The sequence below is a fragment of the Pseudomonas sp. B21-017 genome (genome assembly GCF_024749245.1).
GTDB lineage: Bacteria > Pseudomonadota > Gammaproteobacteria > Pseudomonadales > Pseudomonadaceae > Aquipseudomonas.
In genome coordinates this window covers 360077-379639 of sequence record NZ_CP087194.1, presented here as the reverse complement: position 1 = coordinate 379639, position 19563 = coordinate 360077, and the positions used below count along the sequence as shown (strand labels likewise).

Genomic DNA, 19563 nt, shown 5'->3' with positions numbered 1-19563 from the left:
ATATCCGTTGTCCGTCGCTTCCCGCCTTTTGGAGGGGCCGCGCCTTGGCACGCTGGTGGTTGTGGAAATCAGTTGAGGTTCGGTACAGCCTTGTGCAGCAAAATCGGGTCTTTCAAAACAGCAGCGGCGCTGGCGATGTCCGGCGCCAGCCAGCGGTCCTGGTCGTAGGCCGGAATACGTTCGCGCAGCAGGCGCCACGCGGCATCGGTGCCGGCGCCGAAGCGTTGTTCTTTCAGGAATTCAAAAGCCTGAGCCGCCAACAGGTACTCGATGGCGAGGATCTGTGTGCAGTTTTCCAACGCGCGATGCAGCTTCAGCGCGGCGTTGGTGCCCATGCTCAGGTGGTCTTCCTGCAAGCCCGAAGTGACGTAGTTATCGAGCACCGCCGGTTGCGCCAACTGGCGGTTTTCCGCACACAGCGACGCAGCGACGTATTGCACGATCATCATCCCGGAGTTCACGCCCGGATTGGCCACCAGAAAGGCTGGCAAACCGCTGACGTGCGGGTTGACCAAGCGGTCCAGGCGACGCTCGGCAATGGAGCCGATCTCAGCCATCGCGATCGCCAGCAAGTCAGCCGCCAAAGCAACTGATTGGCCGTGCGGATTGGCCTGGGACATGACGCGGAAATTGTCCGGCGTGCCCAGCAGCAACGGGTTGTCGGTCGCGGAGTTGAGCTCGGTTTCGATCTGTTTTCTGGCGTGTTCCAGCTGATCGCGGGCAGCGCCATGCACTTGCGGAATCGAGCGGATGCTCAGTGCATCCTGAGTGCGAATGCCTTTGCTGTTGGCGATCACTTCACTGCCGTCGAGCAACGCCCGCAGATTGATACCCACCTGCTGCATGCCCGGATGCGGTTTGAGCGCAATGATCTCGGCATCGAACGCGGCAATCTGACCACGCTGGGCTTCGAAGCTCATGGCGCCGATCACATCGGCCCACTGCACCAGGTTCGTTGCATCGGCCAGGGCCAGGCAGCTGAGGCCGGTCATGCACGGTGTGCCGTTGACCAGGCACAAACCATCTTTGGCACCCAGTTGAACCGGTTGCAGCCCTTCTTCGGCCAAGGCTTGTTGTGCAGAAACGATCTGCCCGCGATAGCTGACATTGCCGACGCCCAGCAGCGCGATACCGATGTGGGCCATGTGGGTCAGATAACCGACCGACCCCTGGGACGGCACTTGCGGAGTGATGCCGCGATTGAGCAACGCCAGCAACGCTTCGACCACCCGGCGGTGAATGCCGGATTTGCCATGGCTGTAGTTGTGGATCGCGGCGCAGAGGATCGCGCGAGTCTGCTCGTCGGACAGTGGAGCACCGACGCCGCAGGCATGGCTGAGCAAGGTGTTGCGCGACAGCTGGCTGAGTTGTTCATCCTTGAGCGAGACGTTGCACAAGGCGCCCAGGCCGGTGTTGACGCCATAGGCGCGCTCGCCGCTGGCGACGATGCGCTGGACGATCGCCTGGGCATTCTCGATCCGCGCCCAGGTTTGGGCCGACAGCTCAAGCTGCGCACCGTGGCGGGCGACCGCGACCACATCCTGCCAACGCAACGGGGCATCGGCGATAACGATTTTTTCAGCCTGGGACATCTAGAGCCTCATACAAAATTCATGGACGTATGACACCTGTGGCGAGGGAGTTTGCTCCCGTTCGACCGCGCAGCGGTCGCAGATTTTCAGGGCCGCTTCGCAGCCCAGCGGGAGCAAGCTCCCTCGCCACAAAAACGATCAACCTCAAACCACTGCAGCCCGCCGCTGTACGAACCGGTCCACATACTCATCCGCCGGCGAATGCAGGATCTCTCGTGGCGTGCCGACCTGAATCAGCCGGCCATCCTTGAGAATCGCGATGCGATTGCCGATGCGCACGGCCTCGTCGAGGTCGTGGGTGATGAAGACGATGGTCTTGTGCAGGGTCTTTTGCAGTTCCAGCAACTGGTCCTGCATTTCGGCGCGGATCAGCGGGTCGAGGGCGCTGAAAGCTTCGTCCATCAGGATGATGTCGGTGTCCGCCGCCAGGGCGCGAGCCAGGCCCACACGCTGGCGCATACCGCCGGAAAGCTGATGCGGGTATTTGTTTTCGTAGCCCTTCAGGCCTACGGTGTTGATCCAGTGCAGCGCGCGCTCGGCGCACATCTGCTTGCTCTCGCCACGCACTTTCAGGCCGTAGGCGACGTTATCCAGCACGCTTTTGTGCGGCAGCAGGCCGAAGCTCTGGAACACCATGCTGATCTTGTGCCGGCGAAATTCGCGCAAGGCTTCCATGTCGTATTGCAGGATGTCCACGCCGTCCACCAGGATCGCGCCGCTGGTCGGGTCGATCAGGCGGTTGAAGTGACGCACCAGGGTCGACTTGCCGGAACCCGACAGGCCCATGATCACGAAGATCTCGCCGGTGCCGATGCTCAGCGACAGGTCATTCACGCCGACCACGCAACCGGTTTCGGCCAGTACCTGGTCTTTGGTTTTGCCCTGGCTAATCATGGCCAGCGCATCCTTGGAACGGTTGCCGAAAATCTTGAAGACGTTTTTGACTTCAATCTTGCTGATGGCTGCGTTGCTCATTTGCTCACCTCATGCCGTGCACGACCGTACGCCTGTGTAATGCGGTCGATCACCACTGCCAGAATCACGATCGCCAGACCGGCCTCAAGACCACGTCCGACGTTGAGGGTCTGAATCCCCACCAATACGTCTTCACCCAAGCCACGGGCACCGATCATCGAGGCGATCACCACCATCGACAGGGCCATCATGGTGGTCTGGTTGATCCCGGCCATGATGCTTGGCAGGGCCAGCGGCAGTTGCACGCCGAACAGTTGCTGCCAGCGGTTGGCACCGAAGGCGTTGATCGCTTCCATCACTTCACCGTCAACCTGGCGAATACCCAGATCGGTCAGGCGGATCAGCGGCGGCGCAGCGTAAATAACGGTAGCGAAAATCGCCGGGACCTTGCCCAGGCCGAACAGCATCAGCACCGGGATCAGGTACACGAAGCTCGGCATGGTTTGCATGATGTCCAGCAACGGCATCAACACCGAACGCAGGCGATTGCTGCGCGCAGAAAGAATGCCCAACGGAATGCCGATCAGCACCGAGATGACCGTCGCCACCATCATCAGCGCCAGGGTCTGCATCAGCTTGTCCCAGAGACCGACCGCGCCCACCAGGAACAGCAGGCCGACGATGACCGCCGTGGTCACGACTTTGCGGGTCGCGTGCCAGGCCACGCCCGCCACGATCGCCAGCATCAGCCACCAGGGCGCCGCACGCAGCAGCCCTTCAAGATTGACGATGGCCCACAGCAGGGTGTCGGAGATGCTGCGGAACACGTCGCCGTAGTTGGTGACCAGCGTATCGACCCAACCGTTGACCCAGTCGGCGATGGAAAAGGTAAAGCTTTCGGGAAACATAAGAGACTCTCAATCAAGGGGTTGCGATCAAGCATCCGACTGCCGTTGCCGACAGTCGGAGAGGCTCAACCTACAAGGCCGCGTCGATTTTCTTGGCTGCGTCTTCGCTCACCCACGCGTGCCAGACTTCAGGATGTTCCTTCAAGAAGATCTTGGCCAGTTTTGGCGACTCGATCCGCTCTTTGGCCATACGCCCCAGGTTCTGATTCAACAGGTCGATCGGCAGGTTGACCTTTTCCAGCACGGTCACCAGTTCCGGGGCCTGCTCGTGGAAAGTCTTGGAGAGGCCGACCTTGATGGTCACGCGCTTGTCGACACCCGGTTTTTCTTCCAGTTTGACCACGTCGATCTGGCCCATCAGCGGGGTTGGCGACCAGTAGTAGAACAGGATCGGCTCGCCACGCTTGTAGCTCGACAGCACCGCCGCATCCAGCGCCGGGCCGGTGCCCGGACGGAAGTTGGTGTAGCTGTTTTCCAGGCCGTAGCTTTTCAGCATTTCGCTGTTATCCAGCTCGCAGGTCCAGCCGGCCGGGCAGTTGTAGAAACGCCCTTTGGATGGCTCTTCGGCGTCCTTGAATACCGCGGAATATTTAGCCAGATCGGCAATGTTTTTCAGGTCCGGCGCCTTGGCTTCCAGTTTGCGCTTGGCGTCGCCTTCGATCACGTAGCGCGGCACGTACCAGCCTTCGACGGCACCCACCACCGGAGCGCCGACACCGACGACCTTGCCGGCCTTCTCGGCCTTGTTCCAGACTTCGCTGCGGCCGACCCACTCTTCGGCGAACACTTGGATGTCGTTGCTGCTCAGGGCGTTTTCCATGGTGATGGAGTTGCCCGGCAGGCTGTCGGTCTTGCAGTCGTAGCCTTTCTCCAACACGACTTGCAGCACGTCGGTCAGCAGCATGGCGCTTTCCCAGTTCAGGCCGGCGAATTTCACCGGTTTACCCGATTCGCACCAGCCAGCCGCCTGGGTAGCACCGGCACTGGCCAGCAGGCCCATGGAAAGCAAAGTGGTCAGCAGGGTCTTGTTCGATTTCATTGTGTGACGCTCCTAATCATGAGTTGGCTTACGGCAGTCAAGAGGCATCCAGCCCTGTCCACGTCCAATCAGGCCTGCGCTACGCGCGACCCGCCCCGCTTATTGTTGGGTCTGCAACATCGTGATCTCTGCAGGAGCAGCCGCGACAGCTCCTGCAGTGGTCTTTTCTCTTATTTGCCGGTGATCATCGGCAGGTTCAGCCCCTGTTCCTTGGCGCAGTCGATCGCGATCTGGTAACCCGCATCGGCGTGACGCATGACACCGGTGGCCGGGTCGTTGTGCAGCACGCGAGCGATACGCTCGGCCGCTTCGTCAGTACCGTCGCAGACAATCACCATGCCCGAGTGCTGGGAGAAGCCCATGCCGACGCCGCCGCCATGGTGCAGGGAAACCCAGGTCGCGCCGCTCGCGGTGTTCAGCAGAGCGTTGAGCAGTGGCCAGTCGGACACGGCGTCGGAACCGTCCTGCATCGATTCGGTTTCGCGGTTCGGGCTGGATACGGAGCCGGAGTCCAGGTGGTCGCGACCGATCACGATTGGCGCGGACAATTCACCGCTACGGACCATTTCGTTGAACGCCAGACCGAGCTTGGCGCGCAGGCCCAGGCCAACCCAGCAGATACGTGCCGGCAGACCCTGGAAGCTGATGCGCTCGCGAGCCATGTCCAGCCAGTTGTGCAGGTGGGCGTCGTCCGGGATCAGTTCTTTGACTTTAGCGTCGGTCTTGTAGATGTCCTGCGGGTCGCCCGACAGCGCAGCCCAACGGAACGGGCCGATGCCACGGCAGAACAGTGGACGGATGTAAGCCGGTACGAAACCCGGGAAGTCGAATGCGTTTTCCACACCTTCTTCTTGCGCCATCTGACGGATGTTGTTGCCGTAGTCGAACGTCGGCACGCCCATTTTCTGGAAGTCCAACATCGCTTTAACGTGCACGGCCATCGATTGCTTGGCGGCCTTGACCACGGCAGCAGGTTCGGTCTTGGCGCGAGCGCGGTATTCGTCCCAGGTCCAGCCGGCCGGCAGGTAGCCGTTGAGCGGGTCGTGGGCGCTGGTCTGGTCGGTGACCATGTCCGGGCGCACGCCACGACGGACCAGTTCCGGGAGGATTTCCGCAGCGTTGCCCAGCAGGGCGATGGAGATCGCCTTGCCTTCGGCGGTGTATTTGGCGATACGGGCCAGGGCGTCGTCGAGGTCTTTGGCTTGCTCGTCGACGTAACGGCTTTTCAGACGGAAATCGATACTCACTTGTTGGCATTCGATGTTCAGCGAGCAAGCGCCGGCCAGGGTTGCAGCCAGAGGCTGAGCGCCGCCCATGCCGCCGAGGCCTGCGGTCAGGACCCAACGACCTTTCAGATCATCGTTGTAATGCTGGCGACCGGCTTCGACGAAGGTTTCGTAGGTGCCTTGAACGATGCCCTGGCTGCCGATGTAGATCCAGCTGCCGGCGGTCATCTGGCCGTACATGGCCAGGCCTTTGGCGTCGAGTTCGTTGAAGTGCTCCCAGTTCGCCCAGTGGGGTACCAGGTTGGAGTTGGCAATCAGAACGCGTGGTGCGTTGCTGTGGGTCTTGAACACGCCGACCGGCTTGCCGGATTGCACCAGCAGGGTCTCGTCGTCGTTCAGGTTGGTCAGGCTTTCGACGATCTTGTCGTAGCATTCCCAGTTACGTGCCGCACGACCGATACCACCGTAAACCACCAGCTCTTTAGGGTTCTCGGCGACTTCCGGGTCGAGGTTGTTCATCAGCATGCGCAGCGGCGCTTCAGTCAGCCAGCTCTTGGCGGTCAGCTTGTTACCGCGGGCAGCACGGATTTCAACGTCACGAAACTTAGTAGGTTTATTCTCAGTCACGAAAAGAACTCCTCAGCAATCAATCCAAACCAACCCAGGTAGTGGGCGAGCAAGCCGATGGGCATCAGTGCACATCAGCGAATCAGTGGACGATGGTTGAGTCTTCGTGACTCATACACATACGTCTTTACTTGTACATACAAGCATATGCAATCAAGCGGCCAACTTGTTGAATGAGCATCCAAGAAAATTTCTTACAGGGCTGGAAAGCGCCTGGATCAAGGGTTCTGGCGTAAGTGAAATTTTTCGCGGGGATTTATTCGGGGACGTGCCGGTTGTTACTTGAGCATGGTTTTGCGCCACACTGGGGCGTTCGGTAACAAATTGGTGCGCGATGGGGAACGGATTTGCGAGGAAGAAAAGCATCGCGGGCAAGCCTCGCGCCCACAAGATTGTCATCGACCTTGTGGGAGCGAGGCTTGCCCGCGATAGAGGCGACTCGATATTGGATCAGCGTGCAGTCAGTTCAATGACGCAGCACGAACCATTGATGGCGACGTCCTGCAGACCGACGTTACCGTCCAGTTGCAGGCAATCATGGCGACCGAGTTGCGATGCTTTGTTACCGACCTTCACTTCCAGCGCTTCACTGACACTGAACACCAGCAGAGTCCCGGCTTCACTAAAAAACCGCTGCTTGCCTTCCAGCCACTGCAACCGCGCACTGTAACGATCCGGTGCATAAATCAGGTTGAAGTCGCGAATCGGCCCACCGAGCAATGCGCAGGACACGTGACTCTCGCCATTGAAAGCAAACGGGTCGAGCGGTAACAACGCCCGCGTGTCCTGGCCATCGACGCGCAAGGTCATGCCCTCGCCTTGCAGTACGGTGATGACCCGCTCATAACCGGCAAAGGTGGAAAAACCGCCCGACTCGCCGATGTCGGCAATCGACAGGCGCCAACCAAAACCATCAAGACCTATCCCCGTATCACGGGTGATTTCTTCAGTGCTGCCGCCGCCGTTCTTCCACGGCATGCGCGGGTAATCGGCCGCGCGTAATACCTTCAACTGACTCATTTATGGCTCTTTTTATTTGTGGAACCGTCCTTCCAGACGATGACGGGAACCGGGGTGGATCAAGCGGGCGGCGGTCACAGGCTGACGGCCGGACCAGGTGCGGCGACGAATCAGCAGGCACGGTTCGCCCTTTTCAATCTGTAGCAGCTTGCATTCGGATGGCTCGGCAAGAATCGCTTCGACCACATGCTCGCCCTCGGTCAACGGCGCGACCTGATTCAGATAGGCGTAAGGCGTTTGCAGGGTGAAGTCTTGCTTGAGGTAGTCCGGCGCCACCAGCGCGTTGACGAAACGGTCTTCGATTTGCACCGGGATATCGTTTTCGAAATGCACGATCAGCGAGTGGAACACCTTCTGGCCTTCGCGCATGTCCAGGGCCAGGGCCCGCTCGGAACCGGCGGCCTCTTCTTCGAGGGTGATCACCTTGCACGTGTGACGATGACCACGGGAGGCGATCTCGTCGGCGATGTTGTGCACTTCAAACAGCGCAGACTGACTTTTCGGCTCGGCGACGAACGTTCCGACGCCTTGCATACGCACCAACAGGCCGTCGGCAGTCATCTCGCGCAGGGCGCGGTTGATGGTCATGCGGCTGAAACCCAGCTGGTTGACCAGTTCGCTTTCCGACGGAACGCGGTAGTGCGGCGGCCAGTTTCCACTGTCGATTTGCTGGGTGATCATCTGTTTTACGCGGGCGTACAAGGGCGCCGGACTGTCGCCCATGTTCGCGGCCAACGGGGAGACTGGAGGCGGAGTCGGCACGGTTAATCCTTGTTCATTTGGTAGAGGTTGCTAGCTTGCCGGAGTTTACCGAGCAGGCAAACGTCTGTATATGTATATACAAATAACACACGATGGGGTGCTGAACCATGTCCGCCTTCTTTGCCGAACGCGCGCTGCTGCCTAGTGGATGGGCCAACAATGTACGTCTTGAAGTCAACGCCGATGGCGTGCTGACCCATATCCAGGCCGATTCCCACGCAGATGGCGCCGAACGGTTGAGCGGTCCGCTACTGCCGGGAATGCCGAATTTACACTCCCACGCCTTCCAGCGGGCCATGGCCGGCCTGGCGGAAGTGGCGGGTAATCCGAATGACAGTTTCTGGACCTGGCGCGATCTGATGTATCGGCTCGTCGGAAAAATCAGCCCGGACCAACTCGGCGTTATCGCCCGTCAGTTGTACATCGAAATGCTCAAGGCCGGTTACACATCGGTCGCTGAATTTCATTACGTCCATCACGACAACAATGGCCAGCCGTATGCGGACCCGGCCGAACTGGCACTGCGCATCAGCCAGGCGGCCAGCTCTGCCGGTATCGGTTTGACCTTGCTGCCGGTGCTCTACAGCCATTCCGGTTTCGGCGGCCAGACCCCGAACGAAGGCCAACGCCGCTTTATCAACAGCACCGAAAACTACCTGAAGCTTCAGTCACGTTTGCAGCCGATTCTGGCGCAGCAACCGGCGCAGTCGCTCGGCCTGTGTTTCCACTCGTTACGCGCGGTCACACCGCAGCAGATCAGCGAAGTGCTGGCGGCCAGCGACAAGCAGTGCCCGGTGCACATTCACATCGCCGAGCAGCAGAAGGAAGTCGACGACTGCCTTAGCTGGAGCGGTCGCCGTCCGCTGCAATGGCTGTACGAAAACACCGAAGTCGATCAACGCTGGTGCCTGGTCCACGCCACCCACGCCAACCCGGAAGAAGTCACGCTCATGGCCAAGAGCCGCGCCATCGCCGGCCTGTGCCTGACCACTGAAGCCAACCTCGGCGACGGGATTTTCCCGGCGGTGGACTTCCTGGCGCAGGGCGGGCGCATGGGTATCGGTTCCGACAGCCATGTGTCGTTGAGCGTGGTGGAAGAATTGCGCTGGCTGGAATACGGCCAGCGTCTGCGCGATCAGCGGCGTAATCGGTTGTATGGCGCGAATCAGCCGATGGTCGGCCGCACGCTGTACGACGCCGCGCTGGATGGCGGCGCCCAGGCGTTGGGGCAGCCAATCGGCGCCCTGGAAGTCGGCAAGCGCGCGGATTGGTTGGTGCTGGACGGCAACGATCCGTACCTGGCGACGGCCAGTGGCGACGGGATTCTCAATCGTTGGCTATTTGCCGGTGGCGATCGCCAGGTGCGGGATGTGCTGGTCAATGGCCAGTGGGTCGTGCGCGATGGGCGGCATGCCGACGAGGAAGAGAGTAACCGGGCATTCACTCAAGTCCTGCGCGATCTCTTGGGCTGACGCAAAAAAAACTGTGGGAGCGAGCCTGCTCACTCCCACAGTTTTTGCTCTTCGGTGACCGTTAGTTCGAGGTCTTGGCCATCTTGGCATCCGACGTACGCCAGATCAGTCGCGTCGTGTCATAGCCCTGCTGACGCGCCCTGCTCAGCAGTTCTTCACGCACTACGCCATTGACCGTCGGGGTCCGTGACAGCAGCCAGAGATGATGGCGGCTCGGGTCGCCGACAATCGCGGTCTTGTAGTCATCGCTAACGTACAACACCCAATATTCTCCCTTCGACACACCAGGTATCAGTCGCGAGAACCAGGTATCGAACTCGACCCACAGCTTGTCGGCCTTGCCGGGTACCTGTGGATAAGCCCTGCCCTTGGCCTCTTCCCATTGCCATTGCGAAGTCAGGCAGCGGTTCAGCACCGCCATCTCACCGTCAGGCTTGAGGCTGTAATGGGCTTCGGATTGCGCACAGTTACGCTGGAAATACACCGGCAGACGCGCCAATTCGTACCAGGTTCCCTGGTAGCGCTTGAGGTTGACACTATTGACGGTCTTGGGCGCCAACGGATCTACGCCAGAAGAGGCGCAGCCGGCCAATACCAGGCCGGCAAAAAGAACGATCAGGAACCGCTTCATTATTTTTTTCTCCCGTGGGCGAAAAGCCCCGGTTTACTTCAGGCCTTGGCCCGAAAACATCAGCACTTTGTCACCGGCATACTGCACGCTGATAAAGCTGTTTTTGTCGCCCCAGGTGCAGCTGGACATGCCGAGTGCGCCCGAGCAATCGGTGGGTTTGCCCAGCAAGGTTTCAACCTGGGCCTTGGGCATGCCGGTCGACAGCTTCGAATAATTTTCCTGATTGATCTTGCTGCACGCGGCCAACAGCACGCAGAACGAGAGCAAGGCGATAGAACGCAGCGACATGGTGTAACTCCTGGAGCGGAAGAGAGGTGGCATGTTGCCAACCAGAAGCTTAGAAGAGAAAACCCTAATCTGGTTCCCCGACCGTCCGCCTATTTATTAGGCCACTCGTCAGCCTTTTACCGATAAATCAGCCCCTTTCTCAGGTCACTGGGTATTTCGTCGGTTTTCGTCAATACCCGCCTAATCTTTGGCGCTGGCCAGTCGACATAAAAGCAGCGCCAAGCCCTCGACTGTGGCAAATTGACGCCCCTTTGCTGACCAGCCACTGCGCGGTAGATCACTTAATGACCAGAAACATGAAATTCAGCCACAAGATCTTGTTGGCAGCCGCTCTCGTGGTGGCCGTTGCATTCGCCTGTTTCATCCTGTTCAACGATTACCGCCAGCGTCAAACCCTGCGCAGCAGTACCGAGTCCTCGATGCAGGAACTCGGCAGCCTGACCACCAGCAACATCCAGACCTGGCTGGAAAGCCGCATCCAATTGCTGCAATCGCTGTCCCAGCAGATCGCCGTGGACGGCAGCGCCCCGGCCAATCTCAAACGCGCCATCGACCTGCCGGCCTATACCAGCAACTTCCAGCTGAGCTACTTCGGCGGCACCGATGGCGTGATGTTCTCGATCCCGGCCGGCAACCGCGCCGCGGACTACGACCCTCGCGCCCGTGGCTGGTACAAGGCAGCCAACAACGCGCAACAGACCATCGTCACCGAACCCTACATCGCGGCGTCGTCGGGCAAACTGGTGATCACCGTGGCCACGCCGGTGAAGTACCAGAGCCAGATGATTGGCGTCGCCGGCGCGGATATCGACCTGTCCAGCGTCAGCGCGATCATCAACTCGCTGAACTTCGGCGGTCATGGCCATGCGTTCATTGTCAGCGCCGACGGCAAGATTCTGATCCACCCGGACAGCAAACTGGTGCTCAAGAACCTGGCCGACGCCTACCCCAACGGCGCGCCGAAAGTCAGCCCGGGCCTGAAAGAAGTCGAACTGGACGGTAAAACCCAGTTCATCTCCTTCACCCACGTTAACGGCGTGCCGTCGGCGGACTGGTACGTGGCGCTGGTTCTGGATCAGGAAACCGCGTTCTCGATGCTCAGCGAATTCCGCACCTCGGCGATCATCGCCATGGTCATCGCCGTGGTGATCATCATTGCGCTGCTGAGCATGTTGATCCGCGTGCTGATGCAGCCTCTGCTGATCATGGGCCGCGCCATGCATGACATCGCCGAGGGCGAAGGCGACCTGACCAAACGCCTGACCATTCATGGCCAGGACGAATTCGGTGCTCTGGGCACCTCGTTCAACCGTTTCGTCGAGCGTATCCATACCTCGATCCGCGAAGTATCTTCGGCCACCGGCCAGGTCAACGAAGTTGCCCTGCGCGTAGTGGCGGCCTCGAACTCATCGATGTTCAACTCCGATCAACAGGCCTCGCGCACCAGCAGCGTCGCGGCAGCGATCAACCAGCTCGGGGCCGCCGCCCAGGAAATCGCCCAGAACGCCGCCCTCGCCTCGCAACATTCGAGCGACGCACGCAGCCTGGCCGAAGACGGTCAGCAGGTAGTGGATAAAACCATCGCCGCGATGCACCAGCTTTCGGCAAAAATCAGCGATTCGTGCGGCAACATCGAAACCCTGAACAGCAACACAGTGAACATCGGACAGATTCTGGAAGTGATCACCAGCATCTCGCAACAGACCAACCTGCTGGCCCTCAACGCGGCCATCGAAGCTGCCCGTGCCGGTGAAGCCGGCCGTGGTTTTGCCGTGGTGGCCGACGAAGTACGCAACCTCGCCCACCGCACTCAGGATTCGGCGCAGCAAGTGCAGAAGATGATCGAGGAGCTGCAAGTTGGCGCCCGGGAAGCGGTCAGCACCATGACCGACAGCCAGCGCCAGAGCGAAAGCAGCGTCGGCATCGCCAACCAGGCTGGCGAACGCCTGGGCAGCGTGACGCAGCGCATCGGTGAAATCGACGGGATGAACCAGTCGGTGGCTACCGCGACTGAAGAACAGACCGCCGTGGTGGAATCGATCAACGTCGACATCACCGAGATCAACACGCTGAACCAGGAAGGCGTGGAGAACTTGCAGTCGACTTTGCGTGCGTGTGCCGATCTTGAGCAGCAAGCGGCGCGGTTGAAGCAGTTGGTGGGTAGTTTCCGGATCTAAGGCGCTCTCACCGGCCTCATCGCGGGCTTGCCCGCGATGCCGGCATCAACAACAACGAAAAGCTAGAAGCGCGATCCTGGCCCCGAAAGAAACTCCAGCTCCTCAGCCGTAGACTCACGCCCCAACACCGCATTGCGATGGGGAAACCGCCCAAATCGCGCAATGATCTTCTGATGCCGTTCGGCGTAATCCAGGTTGCTGGCAAACACCGCCCGATCCGCCTCGGGTTGCTGTTCAACCAGATCGAGAAACCGCGAAACCGCTTCGTTCTGCACCGCCAGGTTTTCGCAGTGTTCGAACACCAGATAGATAAAAACCCGCTGGATCGGTCGCAGTTGCCGATCGAAATCCGCGGCAATGCCTTGCGCCACCAGTGCCTGGGCCCTGACGTCGCCGGAAAAGGATTTGGGTGTGTCGCGAAAGATCATTCGCGGCAATTGATCGAGCAACAACACCAGGGCCAGCCAACCTTCGGGGCGTTGCGCCCATTCGGTCAATCCGCCGGCCAGTGCCTGCTCGACCAGATCCCCGAAACGCATCCGCGCTTCGAGGTCCTGACTGTCACGCTTGCCGAACCATAACTTGCCCTTGTCAGCCGCTATTTCGTTGGGTGATTCGAAAGATCCAAACCACCATTCGAGTAACGGCTGCCAGGGCGCGGTCATGTTTTATTCCTTGTGGTAAGCCGTGACGCGGGCAACTTCTTCTTTCGAACCGAGGAACACCGCAACACGCTGGTGCAGGCCTTCCGGCTGGATGTCGAGGATGCGCTGGTGGCCGTCAGTGGATGCGCCACCCGCTTGCTCCACCAGGAACGACATCGGGTTGGCTTCGTACATCAGGCGCAGTTTGCCCGGCTTCGACGGCTCGCGGCTGTCGCGTGGGTACATGAACAGACCGCCGCGGGTCAGGATGCGGTGCACGTCGGCCACCATCGCGGCGACCCAACGCATGTTGTAGTTCTTCTTCAGCGGGCCTTCATCGCCAGCCAGCAATTCGTCGACGTAACGTTGTACCGGCGCTTCCCAGTGACGCTTGTTGGACGCGTTGATCGCGAATTCCTGTGTGGACTCCGGAATCGTGATGTCTTCATGGGTCAATACGAAGCTGCCCATTTCACGATCCAGGGTGAAGCCTTTGACGCCATTGCCCAGGGTCAGCACCAGCATGGTCTGTGGACCGTAAATCGCGTAACCGGCGGCAACCTGCTGAGTGCCTGGCTGCAGGAAGGCCTTTTCGTTCAAAGGCTCGTTCTGGGTCAGGTATTCGTTCGGGCAACGCAGCACCGAGAAGATCGTACCGACCGGCGCGTTGATGTCAATGTTCGACGAACCGTCCAGCGGGTCGAACACCAGCAGGTACGCGCCTTTCGGGTATTTGCCCGGGATCTGGTAGGCATTGTCCATTTCTTCGGATGCCATGCCGGCCAGGTGACCGCCCCATTCGTTGGCTTCGAGCAGGATGTCGTTGGACATCACATCAAGCTTCTTCTGCACTTCACCTTGGACGTTTTCAGTGCCCATGCTGCCCAGGACACCACCCAGGGCGCCTTTGGAGACGGCGTGGCTGATTTCCTTACAGGCACGCGCCACCACTTCGATCAGGAAACGCAGATCGGCAGGAGTGTTGTTGCTGCGGGTCTGCTCAATCAAATAGCGACTCAGGGTAACGCGGGACATGGACGGCTCCGGAGGAATGGGGGGCTAAAAACCCGCGCAGTTTAACGCGAGTCGGGGCGCATTTCCTCCTATCAGACGTGATACACCCAATAGAGTTCATGCGCGGGGTTGAGCGTAGTTCGAAATGGGCCGCGATTGGGCGGCAGTTTCGATATTTTTGGTGGCAGGAAGGACGTCTGCGCGGGCAAGCCTCGCCCCTGCAGGAGCGGCTTGCCCGCGATCTGGCGCGCAGCGCCAGCCATCCTCAGGATTTAGCAGCAGGCTTGCGCAGCAAACTGAACGCCATCCCTCCCAGAAACAGCACACTGAGCAGCAACACCGCCCACAACCCGATCTTTTTCCAGTTCGTGCCCAGCACAGTTGGTGCTGTCGCCGCCGGGGTCACCACGGCCCCGCCGTCCACCGTCGCCTTGCCCAGCGTCGCCAGCTTCGCCGCGCTGTAATCGGGAATCAGCGTCGACAATGGCAAGCTTGCAGCCTTCACCGTCGCACTTCCCAGCGCCAGCGTATAAGGCCCGGCACCGCGCGCCAGGAACACCAATTGCGTGGAGCGCACGGCATACCGCACGGTGGGTGCTTCGGCACCCAGGCCACCGCCGCGTTCATCCACCGTCAGTTTCAATTGCTGCACGGTCTGGCCCGACAACTGCAATTCGTTCTGCACCACATCCTGGCCATTCTGGGTCAGGCGATAGAGCAAACCGTTGGTCAGCGGTTGCCACGGCAGGCTGGTCTCCCGGCGCCCCGACAACGTTACCGGTGCCAGGCTGTTGGGCTGATTCAGCTCGACCTGCAAACGCTGGACGTTCAACCCCATCGGCAATTGCCAGATGTACTCACCGGCCTTCACGCTGCTGCCGGCCAAGGGTTGCGACCAGACCAACGGCAGCGGCAAGGTGCGAGGGTTGGTGCTTTCCAGCTGCGCCGAAGTCAGCACTGGCGCCGACTGAGGCGAATTCCAAAGCAAACGTAGATAGCGCGCCGATTGCCCCGGCAGGCCGACTTCATGTTGCTCGACCCGTTCGTCGGCAAACGTCAGACGCGCCACCTGCCCTTCACCCCATGACTGCCAATGCTGCAAATCGTTGCTGGCTTCGATGCTGAAACGCTGGAAGCCGTCGCGTTCACTGGTCCAGTCGAGGATTAATTGCTGCAACGGCGCCTTGATGCCGCTGGCATCGAGTAACCAGCCGCGCAGCTCTTCTTCGCCCGCCTCCAACTGGCTGGACGGCTGCACTTCGATCAACGTGCCGTTGGTGTTCGATTGCACCCGTACGCTCGGCGTGCGTTCGCTGGCATCCGCCGAGTTGTACAACGGGAACCACTTTACGTCGGTCAGCGTGCGGTTTTCGTGGGTCTGAGCAGGCTCTCGAGCCAAAGCGTACGCCTGAGGCTCACCGGCGGCGTTGAACACGCGCACATCGCTGAGATCGGTTTGCCGCGCGTTCAGTTGCACGCCCAAGGGCAATTCCAGGCGATACCACGGGCCCTCGCCGCTCACAGACAATGGCACCTGCGTGGCGAAGTCCGCAGGTTTTTCCTGCGCGCCAGCCGACAGTGTCACCCCCAGCACAACAGCAGCCCACCAGCCCAGGTTCAGCTTCTGACTCAAGATGACACTCCTTCGGTTTCAGGGGCCGGTTTTTCAGCACCCGGCACGGCTTCGGCACGCTTGGGTGGCAGCGGGGCGAAATAGCCCACCACCAACAGCAACACGCCAACGCCGATAAACGACACGATCCGCGCCAGCCCGCCGCGGTTACTCAATTCAACGAAGAACAGCTTGGCAACCACCAGCGCGATCAGCCCTGCGCCGATCAGCCAGACTTCACGGCGGTGACGCAGATGCCCACCGATCATCAGACTCAGGGCCATCAGCGTCCAAACGATGGACAGGCCGGCCTGCACCAGCATCGATTCAAGCAGCAGATCCAGCGCGAACGGCACGCCACCCCAGTGGTGGGCCGCGCGCATCACCAGCGCGGTAAAGAAGGCGAACAGTGAAACACCGGCAATCACCTGCGTGGCGTTATCGGTGTAATCCTTGCGGATCGCCAGTTGCGTGACTGCGTTGCGGGACCAGACATAAACGCCGAACAGGGCGAACAACAGGCCCAGCTCCAGCGGGTTGATCAGTGGCACATAGGGCAACGGCTCGGCGGTGCCGTCGCTGGACATGTTCGCCAGCCAGAACCAGCCGAGCATCAACAACGCCAACGGCGCGGCGGCATAGACCCGGTACTCGCGGGGATAAGCCGACACTGGCCATGGCCACGCGCGCGGTGCGGCCATCAGCACCAGATACAGGCTCGGCAGAATCGCCCAGCCCAACCAGCGCCAGGCGTTGTACTGCTCCGACAACAGCAGCAAGCCATAACGCAGCTCCAGGGCCAACACGCCGATCAACAGCCAGCAACCGAGTACATGGGCGGTGCTCTGGGCTTTTTCGGGCAGCATCGACGCCAGACGCTGCAACGAGATGAAATGCACGACGAACACCGCGGCCCAAACCAGCCAGCCGAAGTTGGCGGCCGGGTGATAACGCGAATGCCAGGCCGCGAGCAACGCCAGACCGGCGGCGGGAATCAGCAAGGTGCAGAGCAAACCCAGCGACGACCACTTCAGGCGCAGCGCCAGCACCGCCCACAGCGCCACACTCACCGCCGCGACCGCCAGCAGCAACGTCGCTTGCAGGTTCACAGGCGCAAAACGCAGCACTTCGCTGATCCACGCCAGTGCCCACCAACCCGTGCCCCACACCAGCAACACTTCGGACAAGCGCTGCAGGCTCAACACATCGAAAGCCGAAGCATGGTTGCCTAGCTGCAAACGCCAGGCCCCGACAAATGCCGCCAGTCCCAGCACCAGCGGTGTCCAGAACCCGCTATGCGCCAACGGTCGCAACCCTTCGCTGAGCAGCGGCCCGAGCAGGTCTGGCCCGGCGAACAGGAACGCTACGCCGCCGATCACCTGCAACAGCAGACCAAAGACAAAACTCACACGCTGCTTCAGGTACAGACTCAGCCAGATGATGAACAAACCACTGGCCGCCCACACCGCACTCGCGGTTTGCCACGGCAACACGAACAGCACAGCCAGGTTGATCAGCACCAGACCGGCCAATAGCACCACCGACAAGCCACGCAACAAACGCACGTCACTGCGCACCATTTCGTCCCGGGCCGCCAACAACATGCCGGCGATCAGTGCCAGCCCGATCAAGGATGCGCTGAGCAAACCGCTCCAGCCGGCGCTGAATACCGCAGCCGAGTCTCCGCTCGCCCCTCGCAGCCGCACCAGGAACAACGCACCGCCGAGCAGCTGCACGGCGAACGCACTGAACAGGAACGCCCGCGATTGCAGGCGCAGGCCGACGAACAGCGTCGCCAACCCGGCCAGCGCCCAACTGATCGCCGTGCCGTGAGTGAAGAAAAACAGCGGCGCCAGCAGATAAAGGAACGTCAGGCCCAGGCAGGCCAGCACCGGCAACCCCTGGCGTTCCCACGGCAACGCCTGTTCAGGCAACGCTTTGCGTAATTGGTAGAAGCTGAACAGCAGCGCCACGCCGAGCATCAGCGCCCCCAGCGGCGCACCATCGAGCAGGCTGCTCTCGCCGCTGCGCAATTCGCTGATAAAGGCCAACGCCGAGCCCAATTGCAGCAGCAAGGCAAAGGCCCGCGCCAGCGGCCGTCGTTGACGCAGGCCGAGCCAGAAAATCCCCGCCCCTTCCACCGCCCAGGCTGCGGCAGTCCAACGCGCATCAAGCCCCAGAGGAATCGCCAGACTGGCGAAGATCACCCCCAGCGCCAGACAGGTTTCGGCCAACAACAGTGCTCGCCCCCCCATCAGCAACCGGGCCAGCCCCATGTAAATCATGCCCAGGGCCAAGGCGCTGAAGGCCGCGGCAAATTCAAAGTGCTCCACCAGCGCGAACTGCAGACCGAAGCCCACCAACGGTGGCGCGAACAGCATCATGCCGTCGACGTAATCGCCCTTGTGCGCCGACCAGCGCAGCAGCGCTTCACGGCTGTCGTCCTCGGGCGCGTCGCTCATTTCCAGCAACTTGCGCCGGGTGAACAACAAACCGATGGCCAGGTACATCAGGAAGAACAGAATCAGGAACGGCTCGGTACTCCACAGCAGCTCCGGTCTATAGGAGCGCAGGCCCCAGGCAAAGCCGATGCCGAAGGTGCCGACAAACCCGATCAGGTTGAGCAGCCGCCAGGCCTTGAACCACGCGATGGCGAGGATGCCGGCGTTGAGCAGGGCGAAATAGCTGAACAGCGCGACGTGATTGCCGGCGCCGGTGGAGGTCAGGATCGGCGCGGCGAAACCGCCCAACGCGGCAGCGGCGGCCAGGCCCAAAGCATTTTGGGTAATGGCGAGAATCGCCGAGAACACCGTCACCACCACCAACAGGCCCAATGCTGCCTTGGGATCAAGCAACGGATGCAGACGCATCGCGGCAAATACCGTCAGGTACAACACCGCGATCCCGGTGCCTTGCAGCATCAGCGCGTAGTTGCTGTTGCGCAGTCTCAGCCACCAGCCCAGGGCGAGCAGGCCCAAGGCCGCCGCCGCGACACCGGCGTAGCGCAACTCGATCGGCACCACCATGCCTTCGGTGGCATAACGCAACAGGAAAGCCAGGCCGAGGAACAATAGCACCACGCCGACCCGCAATACGGTATTGCCGCCGAACAGCCAATTGCGTGCGCCGCTGATGGCGCGCTCGATGAAGTTCGGGCCGCGCGGCTCGGCCGGTTGCTGCGGTTCGCGGGCGACCGGCTCGGGCTGCCAGACATCGGCGGGCAACGGACGACTGGTTTCGGCAGCGGCTACGGTGATGGGTTCGAATTCGGGGGGTAGCTCCCAGACCAGCTCCGTGGGTGCGACAGGGGCTTGCTCAAGAATGATTTCAGGCGACTCAGCGGGTTCGCTGACAACCGGTTCGCCTGGTTCAGGTGCCTTGGCACCCGACACCTCCAGCAACGCCAGTCGCTGCTCGACCGCATTCAGCGCAACCTGAGCCTGATCGAGTAAACGTCGCTGCTCGGCCGTTTGAGTGCTCAAGCGGCCGATACGCATGGCCTGGCCGAGACCCAGCCCGAGCAAAGCGCCCAACAGCGCCTCGCTGAACGACTCGTCAAGTATCCAGCCCAACAGCAGCCCAATCAGCATGAACATCCATTGCATGGTCGATATCCCTAAGCGGCCCCGTGGCGGG

15 protein-coding genes and 1 pseudogene are annotated in these 19563 nt (G+C 60.8%); 3 read left to right on the top strand and 13 right to left on the bottom strand.

The window, feature by feature from the left end:
• Positions 1-68: 68 nt before the first annotated feature.
• The 7 genes from hutH to hutC form a co-directional block, all read right to left on the bottom strand.
• Positions 69-1592 carry a histidine ammonia-lyase gene (hutH, locus tag LOY28_RS01715; protein WP_064615898.1) on the bottom strand — a complete coding sequence of 508 codons (1524 nt, stop codon included), beginning with the start codon at positions 1590-1592 and terminating at the stop codon, positions 69-71.
• Positions 1593-1736: 144 nt separating this feature from the next.
• Positions 1737-2567 (bottom strand): glycine betaine/L-proline ABC transporter ATP-binding protein, encoded by an 831-nt coding sequence (locus LOY28_RS01710; RefSeq protein WP_018929181.1) that lies wholly within the window; start codon positions 2565-2567, stop codon positions 1737-1739.
• Positions 2564-3415: a proline/glycine betaine ABC transporter permease gene (locus LOY28_RS01705; RefSeq protein WP_018929182.1), complete on the bottom strand. Its 852-nt coding sequence runs from the start codon at positions 3413-3415 to the stop codon at positions 2564-2566. Before LOY28_RS01705 ends, LOY28_RS01710 begins: the two co-directional genes overlap by 4 nt.
• Before the next feature lie 70 nt (positions 3416-3485).
• Positions 3486-4454 (bottom strand): ABC transporter substrate-binding protein, encoded by a 969-nt coding sequence (locus LOY28_RS01700; RefSeq protein ID WP_018929183.1) that lies wholly within the window; start codon positions 4452-4454, stop codon positions 3486-3488.
• A 170-nt stretch (positions 4455-4624) separates the two neighbouring features.
• Positions 4625-6307, bottom strand: a complete 1683-nt coding sequence (gene hutU, locus LOY28_RS01695; protein WP_018929184.1) for a urocanate hydratase — start codon at positions 6305-6307, stop codon at positions 4625-4627.
• A 450-nt stretch (positions 6308-6757) separates the two neighbouring features.
• Positions 6758-7327 (bottom strand): HutD family protein, encoded by a 570-nt coding sequence (locus LOY28_RS01690; protein ID WP_258612977.1) that lies wholly within the window; start codon positions 7325-7327, stop codon positions 6758-6760.
• A 12-nt stretch (positions 7328-7339) separates the two neighbouring features.
• Positions 7340-8050 carry a histidine utilization repressor gene (gene hutC / locus LOY28_RS01685; protein WP_161793960.1) on the bottom strand — a complete coding sequence of 237 codons (711 nt, stop codon included), beginning with the start codon at positions 8048-8050 and terminating at the stop codon, positions 7340-7342.
• Between the two features lie 146 nt (positions 8051-8196).
• Here hutC and LOY28_RS01680 point away from each other — a divergent pair, with 146 nt between their 5' ends.
• Positions 8197-9561, top strand: a complete 1365-nt coding sequence (locus LOY28_RS01680) for a formimidoylglutamate deiminase (protein ID WP_204123945.1) — start codon at positions 8197-8199, stop codon at positions 9559-9561.
• Positions 9562-9622: 61 nt separating this feature from the next.
• On the opposite strand, the gene LOY28_RS01675 is transcribed toward LOY28_RS01680, so the two are convergent.
• A complete protein-coding gene (locus tag LOY28_RS01675) occupies positions 9623-10192 on the bottom strand; it encodes a lipocalin family protein (protein ID WP_018929188.1) in 570 nt (189 codons plus the stop codon).
• A gap of 33 nt (positions 10193-10225) precedes the next feature.
• Positions 10226-10480 carry an outer membrane protein assembly factor BamE gene (gene bamE / locus LOY28_RS01670; RefSeq protein WP_018929189.1) on the bottom strand — a complete coding sequence of 85 codons (255 nt, stop codon included), beginning with the start codon at positions 10478-10480 and terminating at the stop codon, positions 10226-10228.
• A 284-nt stretch (positions 10481-10764) separates the two neighbouring features.
• On the opposite strand from bamE, the pseudogene LOY28_RS29970 reads away from it, so the two are divergent.
• Positions 10765-11799, top strand: a pseudogene (locus tag LOY28_RS29970) (cache domain-containing protein); the annotation flags it as partial.
• A 93-nt stretch (positions 11800-11892) separates the two neighbouring features.
• Complete coding sequence (locus LOY28_RS29965; RefSeq protein ID WP_372240859.1) at positions 11893-12657, top strand: methyl-accepting chemotaxis protein; 765 nt, start codon at positions 11893-11895, stop codon at positions 12655-12657.
• Positions 12658-12719: 62 nt separating this feature from the next.
• Here the strand turns inward: LOY28_RS29965 and LOY28_RS01660 are convergent, their stop codons facing one another.
• The 4 genes from LOY28_RS01660 to LOY28_RS01645 form a co-directional block, all read right to left on the bottom strand.
• Positions 12720-13322 carry a DUF924 family protein gene (locus LOY28_RS01660; RefSeq protein ID WP_018929191.1) on the bottom strand — a complete coding sequence of 201 codons (603 nt, stop codon included), beginning with the start codon at positions 13320-13322 and terminating at the stop codon, positions 12720-12722.
• 3 nt (positions 13323-13325) lie between these two features.
• Positions 13326-14336, bottom strand: coding sequence for a class 1 fructose-bisphosphatase (locus LOY28_RS01655; protein WP_007933966.1), 1011 nt, complete (start codon positions 14334-14336; stop codon positions 13326-13328).
• 244 nt (positions 14337-14580) lie between these two features.
• Complete coding sequence (locus LOY28_RS01650) at positions 14581-15948, bottom strand: DUF3999 domain-containing protein (protein WP_018929192.1); 1368 nt, start codon at positions 15946-15948, stop codon at positions 14581-14583.
• The gene (locus tag LOY28_RS01645; RefSeq protein WP_258612976.1) at positions 15945-19532 is read right to left on the bottom strand and encodes a DUF2339 domain-containing protein; all 3588 of its coding nucleotides are present in this window, start codon (positions 19530-19532) and stop codon (positions 15945-15947) included. Before LOY28_RS01645 ends, LOY28_RS01650 begins: the two co-directional genes overlap by 4 nt.
• Positions 19533-19563: the final 31 nt, after the last annotated feature.